At 65.5% G+C, this 14,841-nt stretch carries 13 protein-coding genes; 12 read left to right on the top strand and 1 reads right to left on the bottom strand.

Features of this window, described 5'->3' with window-relative positions; genetic code table 11:
• Positions 1–7: 7 nt before the first annotated feature.
• From uvrC to ACVMB0_RS14785, 7 genes are all read left to right on the top strand, one after another.
• Entirely contained in the window at positions 8–2,104 is a 2,097-nt protein-coding gene (gene uvrC, locus ACVMB0_RS14815) for an excinuclease ABC subunit UvrC (protein WP_461346728.1), read from the top strand.
• 192 nt (positions 2,105–2,296) lie between these two features.
• Entirely contained in the window at positions 2,297–2,914 is a 618-nt protein-coding gene (gene pgsA / locus ACVMB0_RS14810) for a CDP-diacylglycerol--glycerol-3-phosphate 3-phosphatidyltransferase (RefSeq protein ID WP_461346727.1), read from the top strand.
• Positions 2,911–3,162, top strand: coding sequence for a molybdopterin converting factor subunit 1 (moaD, locus tag ACVMB0_RS14805; RefSeq protein ID WP_456750142.1), 252 nt, complete (start codon positions 2,911–2,913; stop codon positions 3,160–3,162). The genes pgsA and moaD overlap by 4 nt, the downstream gene beginning before the upstream one ends.
• 8 nt (positions 3,163–3,170) lie before the next feature.
• On the top strand, positions 3,171–3,638 hold the full coding sequence (locus ACVMB0_RS14800) for a molybdenum cofactor biosynthesis protein MoaE (protein ID WP_456750143.1): 468 nt from the start codon (positions 3,171–3,173) through the stop codon (positions 3,636–3,638).
• A complete protein-coding gene (prmB, locus tag ACVMB0_RS14795) occupies positions 3,638–4,597 on the top strand; it encodes a 50S ribosomal protein L3 N(5)-glutamine methyltransferase (protein WP_461346726.1) in 960 nt (319 codons plus the stop codon). The genes ACVMB0_RS14800 and prmB overlap by 1 nt, the downstream gene beginning before the upstream one ends.
• A 153-nt stretch (positions 4,598–4,750) precedes the next feature.
• On the top strand, positions 4,751–6,163 hold the full coding sequence (locus ACVMB0_RS14790; RefSeq protein WP_461346725.1) for an EAL domain-containing protein: 1,413 nt from the start codon (positions 4,751–4,753) through the stop codon (positions 6,161–6,163).
• Positions 6,164–6,277: 114 nt separating this feature from the next.
• Positions 6,278–7,132 (top strand): TIGR01459 family HAD-type hydrolase, encoded by an 855-nt coding sequence (locus tag ACVMB0_RS14785; RefSeq protein ID WP_461346724.1) that lies wholly within the window; start codon positions 6,278–6,280, stop codon positions 7,130–7,132.
• 516 nt (positions 7,133–7,648) lie between these two features.
• On the opposite strand, the gene ACVMB0_RS14780 is transcribed toward ACVMB0_RS14785, so the two are convergent.
• The gene (locus ACVMB0_RS14780; protein WP_050402761.1) at positions 7,649–8,044 is read right to left on the bottom strand and encodes a response regulator; all 396 of its coding nucleotides are present in this window, start codon (positions 8,042–8,044) and stop codon (positions 7,649–7,651) included.
• Between the two features lie 213 nt (positions 8,045–8,257).
• Here ACVMB0_RS14780 and ACVMB0_RS14775 point away from each other — a divergent pair, with 213 nt between their 5' ends.
• The 5 genes from ACVMB0_RS14775 (at position 8,258) to ACVMB0_RS14755 (ending at position 14,724) form a co-directional block, all read left to right on the top strand.
• Complete coding sequence (locus ACVMB0_RS14775) at positions 8,258–9,253, top strand: bifunctional riboflavin kinase/FAD synthetase (protein ID WP_461346723.1); 996 nt, start codon at positions 8,258–8,260, stop codon at positions 9,251–9,253.
• Between the two features lie 17 nt (positions 9,254–9,270).
• Positions 9,271–9,798: a sugar O-acetyltransferase gene (locus ACVMB0_RS14770; protein ID WP_461349653.1), complete on the top strand. Its 528-nt coding sequence runs from the start codon at positions 9,271–9,273 to the stop codon at positions 9,796–9,798.
• Positions 9,799–10,196: 398 nt separating this feature from the next.
• Positions 10,197–13,232, top strand: coding sequence for an isoleucine--tRNA ligase (gene ileS / locus ACVMB0_RS14765; protein ID WP_461346722.1), 3,036 nt, complete (start codon positions 10,197–10,199; stop codon positions 13,230–13,232).
• Positions 13,233–13,394: 162 nt separating this feature from the next.
• Positions 13,395–13,892: a signal peptidase II gene (gene lspA / locus ACVMB0_RS14760; protein ID WP_461346721.1), complete on the top strand. Its 498-nt coding sequence runs from the start codon at positions 13,395–13,397 to the stop codon at positions 13,890–13,892.
• Between the two features lie 100 nt (positions 13,893–13,992).
• Positions 13,993–14,724, top strand: a complete 732-nt coding sequence (locus tag ACVMB0_RS14755) for a hypothetical protein (RefSeq protein ID WP_461346720.1) — start codon at positions 13,993–13,995, stop codon at positions 14,722–14,724.
• The last annotated feature ends 117 nt before the right edge of the window (positions 14,725–14,841 follow it).

The following is a 14,841-nucleotide window of genomic DNA, read 5'->3' as shown; positions in this document are numbered from 1 at the left end:
ACGGCCCATGGTTCACGATTCTCCCGAGCGCCCGGCGCCGGCCTCCAAAGCTGCCGACAAGCCACGGCGCGGTTCAAAGTCCGACCTGCCGCAGGACGGCCTGGCGCTCGACACCAGCGACGTCGATCCCGAAACCTCCGCCGCCGAGGAGGAGGATGACGCGCGCCTGCCCGAGGCGTCCGAGGACACCGTCGAGGCGGTCGCCGAGGGAACACTGTCGGTCGGGCACGCCGCGATCGAGAACGCGGTGCGCCTCGCCCCGACTTCGCCCGGCGTCTACCGCATGCTCAATGCCGCCAATGACGTGCTCTACGTCGGCAAGGCGAAGAACGTCAAAAAGCGGCTGTCGTCCTATGCGCGCGCCAATGCGCCGTTGCCGGCGCGCATCCTGCGCATGATCGCGGCGACCACCCATGTCGAGATCGTCTCGACCATGACCGAGACCGAGGCGCTGCTGCTCGAAGCCAATCTGATCAAGCAGCTCCGCCCGCGCTTCAATGTGCAGCTGCGCGACGACAAGTCGTTTCCCTATATCCTGATCTCGGGCGACCATTGGGCGCCGCAGATCCTCAAGCATCGCGGCGCGCAGTCCAGGCCCGGCCGCTATTTCGGCCCGTTCGCCAATGCCGGCGCGGTCAATCGCACGATCACGGCACTGCAACGCGCCTTCCTGATCCGCTCCTGCACCGACGGCTTCTTCGAGAGCCGCACCCGGCCCTGCCTGCTCTACCAGATCAAGCGCTGCGCCGGCCCCTGCACGCGCGAGATCGATTTTCCCGGCTATAGCGAGCTGGTGCGCGAAGCGACCGAGTTCCTCTCCGGCCGCAGCCATGCGGTGAAGGAGTTGCTCGCGGCCGAGATGGAGAAGGCCTCCGGCGAGCTCGAGTTCGAGACCGCGGCATTGTACCGTGACCGCCTCGCGGCGCTGTCGGCGATCCAGTCGCAGCAGGGCATCAATCCGCGTACGGTCGAAGAGGCCGACGTGTTCGCGATCCACCAGGAAGGCGGCTATTCCTGCGTCGAGGTGTTCTTCTTCCGCACCGGCCAGAACTGGGGCAACCGCGCCTATTTCCCGAAGGCCGAGAAGAGTTTTACGCCGGAGGAGGTGCTGTCGTCGTTCCTCGCGCAATTCTACGACGACAAGCCGCCGCCGAAGCTGATCCTGCTGTCGCACGAGATCGAGGAGAGCGCGCTGCTCGCGGACGCGCTGTCGGTGAAGGCCGGATCCAAGGTCGAGGTCTCCGTGCCCAAGCGCGGCGAGAAGAAGGAGCTGATCGGCCACGCGCTGACCAATGCGCGCGAGGCGCTCGGCCGCAAGCTCGCCGACACCGCAACCCAGAGCCGGCTGCTGGAGGGCATGGTCACGACGCTCGGCCTGCCGCGCACGCCGAAGCGCATCGAGGTCTACGACAACAGCCACATCCAGGGCACCAACGCGGTCGGCGCGATGATCGTGGCGGGCCCCGACGGCTTCATGAAGAACCAGTACCGCAAGTTCAACATCAAGTCCGAGGGCCTGACGCCCGGAGACGATTACGGGATGATGCGCGAGGTGCTGGAACGCCGTTTCAAGCGGCTGCTCAAGCCGCCGGAAGGCGAGACTGCCAAGACCAAGGAGACCGAGAAGGCGGACGACGACTCGTTCCCGCAATGGCCCGACCTCGTGATCATCGATGGCGGCCGCGGCCAGCTCAACGCGGTCCGGGAGATCTTCGAGACCCTCGGGCTGACCCAGGTCTCGCTGATGGCGGTGGCCAAGGGACCGGAGCGCGATGCCGGTCGCGAAACCCTGTTCATGCCGGACCGAGAGGCCATCAAGCTGGAGCCGCGCGATCCGGTGCTGTATTTCATCCAGCGGCTGCGCGATGAGGCCCATCGCTTCGTGATCGGCTCGCACCGCAAGCTGCGCAAGAAGGACATCCGCGAGGCCGGCCTGCAGGAGATCCCGGGCATCGGCCCGTCGCGCAAACGTGCCTTGCTGCACCACTTCGGAACGCTCAAGGAGATCGAGCGGGCCTCGATCGCCGACCTCGGCAAGGTTCCCGGCGTCAGCGCCGAGAGCGCCCGCAAGATTTTCGAGTTTTTCCACGCCCAGCCGGGTTAAACCAAAGGCGAGTCATCAGGGCGTCGCCTGCGACGGGGCATCTAGGGCATGATGCGGCAAAGCGTGCGGCAATGTTACGAAAAGATCATGCTTAAACAACGAGCTAAGGCGCCATGATGATTCCGCGTAATCTCGCCGCGCTTTGGCGCCCGCACGGTTGACCTTCTCGCTTCAGCGGTATTGGTAGAACGGATGAACATCGCCACGACCCGGGGACAGACCAAGACCCTGTCCCTCCCGAATATCCTGACCTACGCCCGGATCGCCGCCATTCCGGTGGTGATTGGCTGCGTCTATTGGCAGTCGATCCTGGACGGCCCGTTGTGGCTGCGCTGGGTGGCGCTGGCCGTGTTCATTGCGGCGGGGATCACCGACTATCTCGACGGCTATTACGCCCGGATGTGGGACCAGCAGTCCGCATTCGGCCGGATGCTCGACCCGATCGCCGACAAGCTCTTGGTCGCCTCCAGCCTCTTGATGCTGGCCGCCGACAATTCGATCCATGGCTGGACGCTGTGGGCCGCGATCGTGATCCTGTGCCGCGAGATCCTGGTCTCGGGCCTGCGCGAATATCTCGCGGGGCTCCGCGTCAGCGTGCCCGTCACCAAGCTTGCGAAATGGAAGACGACGATCCAGCTCGTGGCGATCGGCTTTTTGATCGCCGGCGAGGCGGGCGGCGAGCAGGTGTTCCCGGCCACCACGTTGATCGGCATCGTGCTGCTGTGGATGTCGGCGATCTTCACGATCTACACCGGCTGGGATTACTTCCGCGCCGGCATCCACCACCTCATCAAGGAGGATGAGGGATGAAGCTGAAATATTTCGCCTGGGTGCGTGAACGGATCGGCAAGGCCGAGGAGATCGTCGAGCCGCCGGCCGAGGTGCGCACCATCGGCGAGCTGATCGGCTGGCTTGCTGCGCGCGACGACGCCTACGCCTACGCGTTCGAGAAGCCTACGGTGATCCGCGCTGCAATCGACCATGCCCACGTCAAGGCGGATGCGGCGATCTCCGGCGCGCGCGAGATCGCGTTCTTCCCGCCGATGACCGGCGGTTAAATCTTCCAATGACTGTCACAGCGACCATTCGCATCCAGCAAGCCGACTTCGACGTCGCACAGGAGATTGCGGCCTTGAGCAAGGGCCGCACCGATGTCGGCGCGGTGGTCAGCTTCAGCGGCATCTGCCGCGGCAGCGAACAGGGTGAGCCGATCGCGGCACTGACGCTCGAGCACTATCCAGGCATGGCGGAAGCCGAGATCGCGCGCCATGCCGACGAGGCGCTGGCGCGCTGGCCGTTGCAGGGCCTCACCGTCGTCCATCGCTTCGGCCGCATCGCGCCGGGCGAGAACATCGTGCTGGTCGTAACCGCCTCGGCGCACCGGCAGGCCGCGTTCGAGGCAGCCGAGTTCCTGATGGACTATCTGAAGACCAACGCGCCGTTCTGGAAGCGCGAGGAAAGCGCGCGCGGCGCCAGCTGGATCGAAGCGCGCGACCATGACGACGCGGCCGCCGCGCGCTGGACCAAATCCTGATGGCCAAGCGCAGCAAAGCGCCGGCCAGGCGCAGCCCAGCCGCGCCCAAACCTCCGAAGGTCGGCGCCGGCGAGCTTCATACCCTGTTCGATTTCCTGCGCTACGCGGTGAGCCGCTTCAACGCCGCCAAGCTCGTATTCGCGCACGGCACCACCGATCCGCTGGCCGAAGCCGCGTTCCTGATCTGCGAGACGCTGCATCTGCATCCCGACCAGTTCGAGAATTTTGCCACCGCGCGCGTCACCGTCGCCGAAGCCAAGCAGATTCTCGACCTGATCGAGCGGCGGATCACAACGCGGAAGCCGGCCGCCTATCTCGTCAACAAGGTCTATATGCGCGGCCTGCCGTTCTATGTCGACGAGCGCACCATCGTGCCGCGCTCCTTCATCGGCGAATTGCTGGACTCGCATTTCAGCGGCGATGAGGACGGCACCTCGCTGATCGGCGATCCCGCGGATGTCGAACGCGTGCTCGACCTTTGCACCGGCTCCGGCTGCCTCGCGATCCTGGCCGCCCGGCATTTTGCCAATGCCACGGTCGATGCGGTGGATATCTCAAAGGATGCGCTCGAAGTCGCCGCGCGCAACGTCGCCGATCACGGCCTCGACGATCGCCTGACGCTCCATCGCGGCGACCTGTTCAAGCCGCTCGGCGCCAAGCGCTACGACCTGATCATTTCGAACCCACCCTATGTCGATGCCGACGGCATGGCGGCGCTGCCGCGCGAATGCCGCGCCGAGCCGAAGATCGCATTCGACGGCGGCGCCGACGGGCTCGATATCGTCCGCCGCCTGCTCGATCAGGCCAAGCAACACCTCACGCCGCAGGGCGGTCTGCTCTGCGAGATCGGCCGCGGCCGCGACAATCTCGAGGCCGCCTACCCCAATTTGCCGCTGCTCTGGCTCGACACCGAGGACTCCGAGGGCGAGGTGTTCTGGATCGCCGGCGCCGACCTCTGACCGCTGACTCCGTTGATCGACGGAGCCCGATCTGGGTGGGGCGAAAATCGTGTGCAGTTCCAGCCGGTTCCGAAGATCACTCGCCCGTCGAATCAACAATGGTGCTAAGGTCGCGCTCCGGGGACGTTCGGAGAGAGGGCGCGGGCGCGCGACATGATTCGCATTTCGACGATCTTCATCGCCATCTGCATGGTGCTGGTCGCAGCCTCGCTCGGCTTCGTGCTGTATTCGGTGGCGGGCATCAGCGGATCGGAATCGGCGATCGTGGCGCTCACCGCCCTCACCTGCCTGATCCTCTACAATGCAGTCTCGATGCGGTTGCGAGACCGCAGCGATGTCGGCGGCCAGATCGCGGATCTGTCGCGCGGCACCGCCGACCTCGCCCGCCAGGTCGCCGAATTCGGCCGCCGGCTGGCCGCGGTCGAGGGCCGCGTCGCCTCGGCCAACTCCACCGGCACCGACCGGATGCAGGGCATGGCCGGCGAGATCAGCGAACTCGGCGGCCTGGTGCGGCAGCTCGCGGCATCCGTAGCCCATCATGAGGATCTCCTGGCGGCAGGCCCGGCAGTGCAGCCGGTCGCCGCGCCGCGCGACGATCTATTGCAACCGGCCGCGCCGGCTCCGACCGCGGTGTTTGCGCCGGCACCGCCCCCCGCGCCTGCGCCGGCGATCTCGCGGACCCAGAGCCAGCTGGTCGGCGCGATCAAGCAGGCCATCGACGCCAACCGCCTCGACATCTACCTGCAACCGATGGTGACGCTGCCGCAGCGCAAGGTGCGCTATTACGAGGCGGTGACGCGGCTGCGCGACGAGCGCGACCAAGTGCTTGCCGCCGACGATTTCATCGAGCCCGCCGAGGCCGCCGGCCTGATCGGCCGCATCGATCACATGGTGATGCTCCGTTGCGTCCAGGTGCTGCGCCGCCTGATGATCCGCAGCAAGGATGTCGGCGTGTTCTGCAACGTCTCGGCGTCGACGCTCGCGAGCCCGGCGCACTTCAGCCAATGCCTCGACTTCCTCGAAGCCAACCGCGCGCTGGCGCCGTCCTTCGTGCTCGAGTTCAAGCAGGCGACCTTCCGCCATCTCGGTCCGGTCGAAAGCGAGAACCTCGCGGCGCTGGCGCAGCGCGGCTTCCGCTTCTCGATCGACCATGTCAGCGACCTCCGCCTCGAGCCGCGCGAGCTCGCCGACCGCGGCGTCCGCTTCATCAAGGTGCCGGCGGCGCTGCTGCTCGACGCCGACCGGAGCGCGACGTCGGATATCCATCCGTCCGACCTGTCCGACCTGCTCGGCCGCTACGGCATCGACCTGATCGCCGAACGGATCGAGGGCGAGCGTTCGGTGGTCGATCTGCTCGACTACGATGTCCGGTTCGGCCAGGGCTTCCTGTTCGCACCGCCGCGGCCGTTGCGGCCGGAGGGGGCATCTGCTACCGCCGAGGCTCCGCAGGCCAACCCCCAGGACCTTAATGGCGCCAGCACATCCGCATCCGTCTCCAGCCCCGCAGCGCCGCCGCGCGCAACCGGCAGCGCCGCACTGGCGCGCCGCGCGCTCGGCCCGAATTAGAGCGTTTTCGAGCGAAGTGGGCGCCGGTTCGCGTAAAGAAAACGCGTCAAAACAAGAACCGCGAGCGCCGTTCCGATTTGATCGGAACGGCGGCTCGAGCCGGCGGATCGCGTCATGAATTCACTGCGTTTCGTGGAGCGGCTGCGCGACCTCACTGGCGACGTCGACGTCGTGCTGTCGGACATCTGGGGCGTCGTGCACAACGGGCTCGAATCCTTTCCCGAGGCCTGCGAGGCCCTGCACACCTTTCGCCAGCGCGGCGGCACCGTCATCCTGATCACCAACGCGCCGCGCCCGGCCGATTCCGTGCAGCGCCAGCTGCGCAAGCTCGGCGTCGCGGACGAGACCTATGACGCGATCGTCTCCTCGGGCGACCTGACGCGGCATTTCGTGGCTGACCATCCCGGCCAGAAGATCTTCTGGATCGGTCCGGAGCGCGACAGCTCGATCCATCGCGGCCTCGACGCCACCATGGTGCCGCTGGAGCAGGCCGACTACATCATCTGCACCGGCCTGTTCGACGACGAGACCGAATCCGCCGAGGACTATCGCGACACGCTGCTCAAGGCGCTCGCGCGCAAGCTGACGCTGGTCTGCGCCAATCCTGATATCGTGGTCGAGCGCGGCGACCGGCTGATCTACTGCGCCGGTGCGGTCGCTGAACTCTATCGCGAGCTCGGCGGCGAGGTGATCTTCTACGGCAAGCCGCACCGGCCGATCTACGAGCGCGCCATGGCGCTGGCCACCGAGCACCGCGGCCATCCGACCGAACTCGGCCGCGTGCTGGCGATCGGCGATTCCGTGCGCACCGACCTCACCGGCGCCCACAACTTTGGCATCGACCTTCTGTTCGTCACCCGCGGCATCCATTCCGAACAGTTCGAGGGTATCGAGCAGCTCGATGCGGCCTCGATCAAGGAATTGTTCGGCCATCCGCCGCGGGCGCTGATGCGCGAACTGAAGTGGTAACGGCGAACTCTCTGCGCTCCCTCTCCCCGTTCTTCACGGGGTCGAGACGAGCGAAGCTCGCTCTTAGAGGGTTGGGGTGAGGGGCTGCTTCCGCGAGTAACGAACGCGGTTAGACCTGTACCCCCTCACCCGGATTGCATCTGCGATGCAATCCGACCTCTCCCCGCAAGCGGGGCGAGGTGAAGGGGCATGCAACCAAAACTCGAGGAACAACCCCATGCAAAGGAGCCCGTGGCCCGGAAGTTCCACCGGTCGCCTTGACACGTCGGGCAACTCAGGGTTATCTTTCTAATATTCCGAAATCGTGCGGGTGCCATCCAGTGTCATCACCCGCGCATGCGGGTGATCCAGTATTCCAGAGGCGATCGTGCTTGAGCCGACGGGCTGCGGCGTACTGGATCGCCCGGTTGAACCGGGCGATGACAGGTGAGGATGAGGACACAGCTAGCCAGTGCGAAGCCGCGCTTCGCCCGGGCATGCTTTGAATTTTGGTCGATGCGACGATGGACGCGCGTCTTACGCCGTCGCCATGTCGGGGAAGACCGCCTCGATCTTGGTCTTCAGCGTGGCGGCGTTGAACGGCTTGACGATGTAGTTGTTCACGCCGGCCTTCTTGGCCGCGATCACGTTCTCGGTCTTGGATTCCGCCGTGATCATGATGAAGGGCGTGGTCGCGAGATTGGGATCGGCGCGGACTTCCTTGAGCAGGTCGTAGCCGGTCATCGGCTCCATATTCCAGTCGGAAATCACCAGGCCATACTTCTTGCTGCGCATCTTGTTGAGTGCCGCGGAGCCGTCGGAGGCGTCGTCGATGTTCTCGAATCCAAGCTGCTTGAGAAGATTCCGGATGATGCGGATCATGGTGCTGTAATCATCAACCACCAGAACCGGCATGGACAAATCAACCGCCATCTTTTCCCCCAAAACACTGACGCAACTTGGCTTCTGCACGAACGCAGCTTTCCGCCAACGACTAACAGCAGGCGTTAAACAGCGCGTTAACCGGCTGAACCCGGATTGTTACGGATTTGACGCGATTTTCGCTAAGCTTGACTTCCACGCGGCCGCCGCGTCACGGTCCGCCGCGCACCAATCATGCTTAAGAATCCTTGAAGAACACCTGACATGAGCACCGGCTTTACCGTTATCCGCGACACCACGCCCGAAAGCGCCATTCCGAAGGGCGCCGTGGTCGCGATGGGAAATTTCGATGGCGTCCATCTCGGTCACCGCGCCGTGATCGGCGCGGCGCTGGCGATGGGCAGAGCGCGCGGCGTGCCCGCGCTCGCCGTCACCTTCGAGCCGCATCCGCGCAGCTTCTTCAGCCCGAACACCCCGCAATTCCGTCTCACGGACGAGACCAACAAGCTGCGTCTGCTCGCAGCCACCGGGCTCGCCGGTGCCGTGGTCATGACCTTCGACAAGGCGCGCGCCGGGACCTCGGCACAGGATTTCATTCACCATGACCTGATCGGCCGGCTCGGCATCAGCGGCATTGCCGTCGGCTACGACTTCCATTTCGGCAAGGGCCGGGTCGGCTCGCCGAGCCTCTTGGTCAGCGAAGCGCCGCGGCTCGGCATCGAGGTCGACGTGCAGGCCCATGTCGATATCGAGGAGCGCCCGGTCTCCTCCAGCGCCATCCGCATGGCACTCGCCGAAGGCCAGGTCAGCGATGCCACCACGATGCTGGGCGGGCCGTGGTTCGTCACCGGCAAGGTGATCCATGGCGAGAAGCGCGGCCGCGACCTCGGCTATCCCACCGCCAACATCCGCCTCGACAAGCATTGCGGCCTGAAGCACGGCATCTATGCGGTGCGGGTCGGCAAGGCCCAAGGTGAGGACAAGGAGAACGACAAGGTGCGGTTCGACGGCGTCGCAAGCTTCGGGCGCCGTCCGACGTTCGACAACGGTGCGCCGCTGCTCGAAGTGTTCCTGTTCGATTTCAAGGGCGATCTCTACGACACGCTCCTCGATGTCGCATTCATCGGTTTCATTCGCGAAGAGCTGAAATTCGACACCATCGAGGCGTTGATACGCCAGATGGATGACGACAGCGCCAAGGCGCGCGCGCTTCTCGCCGCCGCGCCGGACGCGTTCCCGCAGCTCGGAGTGATTGGTTGAAGACAGAGAAAGAGAAAATGCTGGCGGGCGAGTTGTATCGCCCGGATGCGGAGCTCGCCGCCGACCATACCGCGGCGGAACACTGGATGGCCCGCTACAATGCGTCGGGCGCCTGTTCGGCGGCCGAGTTGCATGCGCTGCTCGCCGAGCGCTTCGCAGGCGTCGGTAAGGATGCCGTGATCCGCCCGCCGTTCTTCTGCGACTACGGCACGAATATCCGCCTCGGCGACGGCGTGTTCCTCAACTTCAATTGCGTGATCCTCGACGTCGTCGCGGTCACAATCGGCGATCGCACCCAGATCGGCCCCGCGGTGCAGATCTATACCGCCGACCACCCGCGCGATGCCGAAACCCGGCGCGCGGGCCTCGAATTCGGCCGCCCGATCCGGATCGGCAGCGACGTCTGGATCGGCGGCGGTGCCATCATCCTGCCCGGCGTCACCATCGGCGACGGCGCCCTGGTCGGAGCCGGCAGCGTGGTGACGCGGGACGTCGCCCCGGGGGCGATCGTGGCCGGAAATCCGGCCCGGCCGCGCGCCGGTTAGTGACGGTCAGGGATAGAACGAGCAGTCTCCCCATTCCCGTCGTCCTGGCGAAAGCCAGGACCCATTACCACTGAGTTTGGTCGGAAGCGGGATGGTGGCCCCAGCACCGCAATAAACATGCCCTTGGGGTAATGGGTCCTGGCTTTCGCCAGGACGACGTTGAATGTCTGTGCGCCTAGCGGGCGGCGGCTCCCCCGGAACAGCCCGCGGGGCAATCGGGGCTTTGCGATTTCCCCGTCCGGCTGCTATGGAAACCCGATGTTTTCGCGGCGCATCATACCGATTAGCGGCCCGGCTTCCGCCTGAGCCTGAAGGCTCGGCGCAAGACCGGGACTTTCGCCGTTTTCACCCGCGATTGATCGCGTATCCGCGCCCGCACCTGCCAAATCAGAGCTTTCATGTCCGACAAGCCGCAAAAGACCGACGTTAACGACTATTCCAAGACCCTTTACCTGCCGCAGACGGAATTCCCGATGCGCGCCGGCCTGCCCCAGCGCGAGCCGGAAATCCTGAAATACTGGAACGACATCGGCCTCTACGACAAGCTGCGCCGGGAAGCCGAGGGCCGCGCCAAATTCGTGCTGCATGACGGCCCGCCCTACGCCAACGGCAACATCCATATCGGGCACGCGCTGAACAAGATCCTCAAGGACGTCGTGACCAAGAGCCAGCAGATGCTCGGCTTCGACTCCAATTACGTGCCGGGCTGGGACTGCCACGGCCTGCCGATCGAGTGGAAGATCGAGGAGGAGAACTACCGCTCCAAGGGCAAGCAGAAGCCCGACTTCCGCGACTCCACCGCGATGGTCGCATTCCGCAAGGAATGCCGCGCCTATGCGACGCACTGGATCAACGTGCAGCGCGAGGAGTTCAAGCGGCTCGGCATCATCGGCGACTGGGCCCACCCCTACCTGACCATGAGCTATCCGGCCGAGGCACAGATCGCCCGCGAGCTGATGAAGTTCGCCGCCAACGGCACGCTATATCGCGGCTCCAAGCCGGTGATGTGGAGCGTGGTCGAGAAGACCGCGCTCGCCGAAGCCGAGGTCGAATACGAGGACTACACCTCCGACATGGTGTGGGTGAAATTCCCGGTCACCTCGCCGGCGCATGGCGCGCTTGCTGATGCCTCGGTGGTGATCTGGACCACCACGCCGTGGACGTTGCCCGGCAACCGCGCGATCTCGTTCTCGCCAAAGATCGCCTACGGCCTCTACAAGGTGACGGATGCGCCCGCCGACAATTGGGCCAAGACCGGCGATCTCCTGATCCTGGCCGATGCGCTCGCCGCAGAAGTGTTCAAGCAGGCGCGCGTGACGTCCTATGAGAAGGTCCGCGATATCCCCGGCGACACGCTGGACGCGGTGGAATGCGCCCATCCACTCCGTGGCTTCGGCGGCGGCTACGAATTCACCGTGCCGCTGCTGTCAGGCGAGCATGTCACCGACGACACCGGCACCGGCTTCGTGCACACCGCGCCGAGCCACGGCCGCGAGGACTTCGATGTCTGGACGGCCAATACCCGCGAGCTCGATGCGCGCGGCATCCCGACCGCGATCCCCTATACGGTCGACGAGAACGGCGCCTATACCGCGCAGGCGCCGGGCTTCACGGGCAAGCGCGTGCTCAACGACAAGGGCGAGAAGGGCGACGCCAACGAGGCCGTGATCAAGGCCCTGGTCGAGGCCGGCAAGCTCTTGGCGCGCGGCCGCCTCAAGCACCAATATCCGCATTCCTGGCGCTCCAAGAAGCCGGTGATCTTCCGCAACACGCCGCAATGGTTCATCGCGATGGATAAACCCATCTTGGACGCCCCGGGCAAGCCCGGGGCTACGCCCATCGCGGAGAACGGCCATGCGAAGAAGGGCGACACGCTGCGCGCCCGTGCGCTGCACGCGATCTCGGTCACGCAATGGGTGCCGCCGGCCGGCGAGAACCGCATCAACGGCATGATCGCCAACCGCCCCGACTGGGTGATCTCGCGGCAACGCGCCTGGGGCGTGCCGATCGCGGTGTTCGTGCGCGAGAATGCCGACGGCTCGGCAGAGATCCTGCAGGACGAGGTCGTCAACCAGCGCATCACCGAGGCGTTCATGGAGGAAGGCGCCGACGCCTGGTACATGGACGGCGCCCGCGAGCGCTTCCTTGGGGATCGCGCGTCCGAGAACTGGAAGAAGGTCGACGACATCTGCGACGTCTGGTTCGATTCCGGCTCCACGCATGCCTTCGTGCTGGAGGATCGCCAGCACTTCCCGACGCTCGGCAACATCGTCCGCAAGATCGATGGCGGCGATGACACCGTGATGTATCTGGAAGGCTCCGACCAGCATCGCGGCTGGTTCCACTCGTCGCTGCTGGAAAGCGCCGGCACCCGCGGCCGCGCGCCGTATGACATCGTGCTGACCCACGGCTTCACGCTCGACGAGAACGGCCGCAAGATGTCGAAATCGCTCGGCAACACCGTCGAGCCGCAGAAGGTGATCAAGGATTCCGGTGCGGATATCCTGCGCCTGTGGGTCTGCGCCACCGACTATGCCGACGACCAGCGCATCGGTCCGGAGATCCTGAAGAACACCATCGAGACCTATCGCAAGCTGCGCAACTCGATCCGCTGGATGCTCGGCACGCTGCATCACTTCAAGCCGACCGAGAAGGTCGCCGTTGCCGAGATGCCCGAGCTCGAGCGGCTGATGCTGCACGAGCTGGCCGGCCATGCCGAGACCATCCGCCGGGCCTATGCCGCATTCGACTACAAGACCGTGGTCGCAAGCCTCGCCGCCTTCATGAACTCGGAACTGTCGGCGTTCTACTTCGATATCCGCAAGGACACGCTGTATTGCGATCCGCCGTCCTCGGTGGCGCGCAAGGCGGCGCTGACCACGATCGACCTCTTGTGCGACGCGATCCTGAAATGGCTGGCGCCGATCCTGAGCTTCACGTCAGACGAAGCCTGGCGGATGTACCGGCCGAACGCCGAGCCTTCGGTGCATCTCACGCTGTTCCCCGAAGGTCTCGAGCAGTTCCGCGACGACGCGCTCGCCGCGAAGTGGGAGACCATCCGCAACGTCCGCCGCGTCGTCACCGGCGCGCTGGAGCTCGAGCGCGCCGCCAAGCGGATCGGCTCCTCGCTCGAGGCATCGCCGGTGATCTACGTCGCCGACCGCGCGATGCTGGCCACGCTGTTCGGCATCGACCTCGCCGAGGTCTGCATCACTTCGAACTACGAGGTGCGCGACGGCGAGGCCCCGACGGGCGCCTTCCGCCTCGATGCGGTGCCCGGCGTTGCCGTCGTCGTCGAGAAGGCGGTCGGCACCAAATGCGCGCGCTCGTGGAAGATCCTCCCCACCGTCGGCGTGGATCCCGAATATCCCGACGTCTCGCCGCGCGACGCGCAAGCGCTGCGCGAATGGAAGGCGCTGGGGGTTAGCGCCTGATATCCATCCATCGTCGTCCCTGCGAAAGCAGGGACCCATAACCACCGGCCTTCGACGTGAACCGCTACCGATGACCCCAAGCCCCTCAAACAACATCCGCCGGTGGCTATGGATCCCCGCTTTCGCGGGGACGACAGAGTGCTCTGTGGCGGCAGCCAGCCAATGACCTCTCCGCTCCGCGCGGGCGTGATCGCCGCCATCGCAACGTTGATCGCCGACCAGGCCTCCAAGCTCTGGCTGCTCCATGTCCTCGACATCGGGCGTCACGCCCCGGTGCGGGTGACGCCGTTCTTCGACCTGGTGCTGGCCTGGAATCCCGGCATCAGCTTCGGCTGGTTCCAGAGCGAGACCCCATCCGCCCAGATCCTGCTGATGGTGATCAAGGCCGCCGCCGTGATCGCGCTGGCGATCTGGATGGCGCGGTCGCGGACCTGGCTTGCGACAGTTTCGCTCGGCCTGATCATCGGCGGCGCCATCGGCAACGGCATCGACCGCTTCGCCTATGGCGCGGTGGTCGATTTTGCCCTGTTTCATGTCGAGATCGGCGGAAAAACCTTCAATTGGTACATCTTCAACCTCGCCGACGTGGCGATCGTTGCCGGTGTGGCAGCCCTATTGTATGATTCCGTGCTGGGGGCCCCCGCCGTAAAAGCGCCCTGATCCCGGCCGATACGAGCCGGTCGGCGGTTGACCTGCACCCAGCGGAACTGCGCGCTAAGCCAGTGATCGCTTTGGCGAATTTTGAGATGGGAAGAGCGCGATGCGCAACACCAAAACCCGCGGCTACCTGATCGAGACGTCCCGCCTGCCGCTGATGCGCGGCCTGCGCCTGGCGTTCGTTGCGGCCGGGATCGGCCTGGTCATGACGGCAGGCCCCGTGCGCGCCGGCGACGATGACGACGACGGCGATGACGGACTGACCTTCGAAGAGCGGATCGTTGACAATCTGATGACCGGGCTCGGCGCCAAGAGCGCGGCCAGCAAGGGCATCGACTACCGCGAGCGCTCGCCGCTGGTGGTGCCGCCGAAGCTCGATCTGCCGCCGCCCTCCTCGGCCACCCAGGTCAATGCGCCGAACTGGCCGAAGGACCCCGATATCGCCGCACGCAAGGCTGCGATTGCCGCGCGCAAGAAGGAAGTCAAGAAGGAGCCGTGGCAGTCGGCGGTGGCGTTGACCCCGGCCGAGATCGAGGCCGGCCGCAAGCAGCAGACGGCCACCGACGGCCGCAAGGAGCCGCTCGAGCCCGGCGGAAACCCGAATCCGTCGCTGATGCCGAACCAGCTCGGCTACACAGGCGGCCTGCTCGGCATGTTCAAGGGCAACAGCAGCGAGTCCAAGCCGTTCAAGGGCGAGCCGACCCGCGAATCCCTGACCGAACCGCCGCCCGGCTATCAGACGCCGTCGTCGGGCTTCGCCTATGGCACCGGACCGATGATGCCGAAGGGGCAAGAAGGCCAATACGACGTGATGACCGGCAAGCCGCTCCAGTGATGGCGTGGCCCGCCTCGGCGGAGCCTGACATGAGCAAAGCTTAATGCGAAGGGACGCGGCTTTCTCCGCTTCGTGACGACCGGCACGGGCACGACCGTGTACGATGGCTTGCTTTCG

This window comes from Bradyrhizobium sp. USDA 4451 (assembly GCF_054822585.1).
This window is presented reverse-complemented; position numbering and strand designations above follow the sequence as displayed.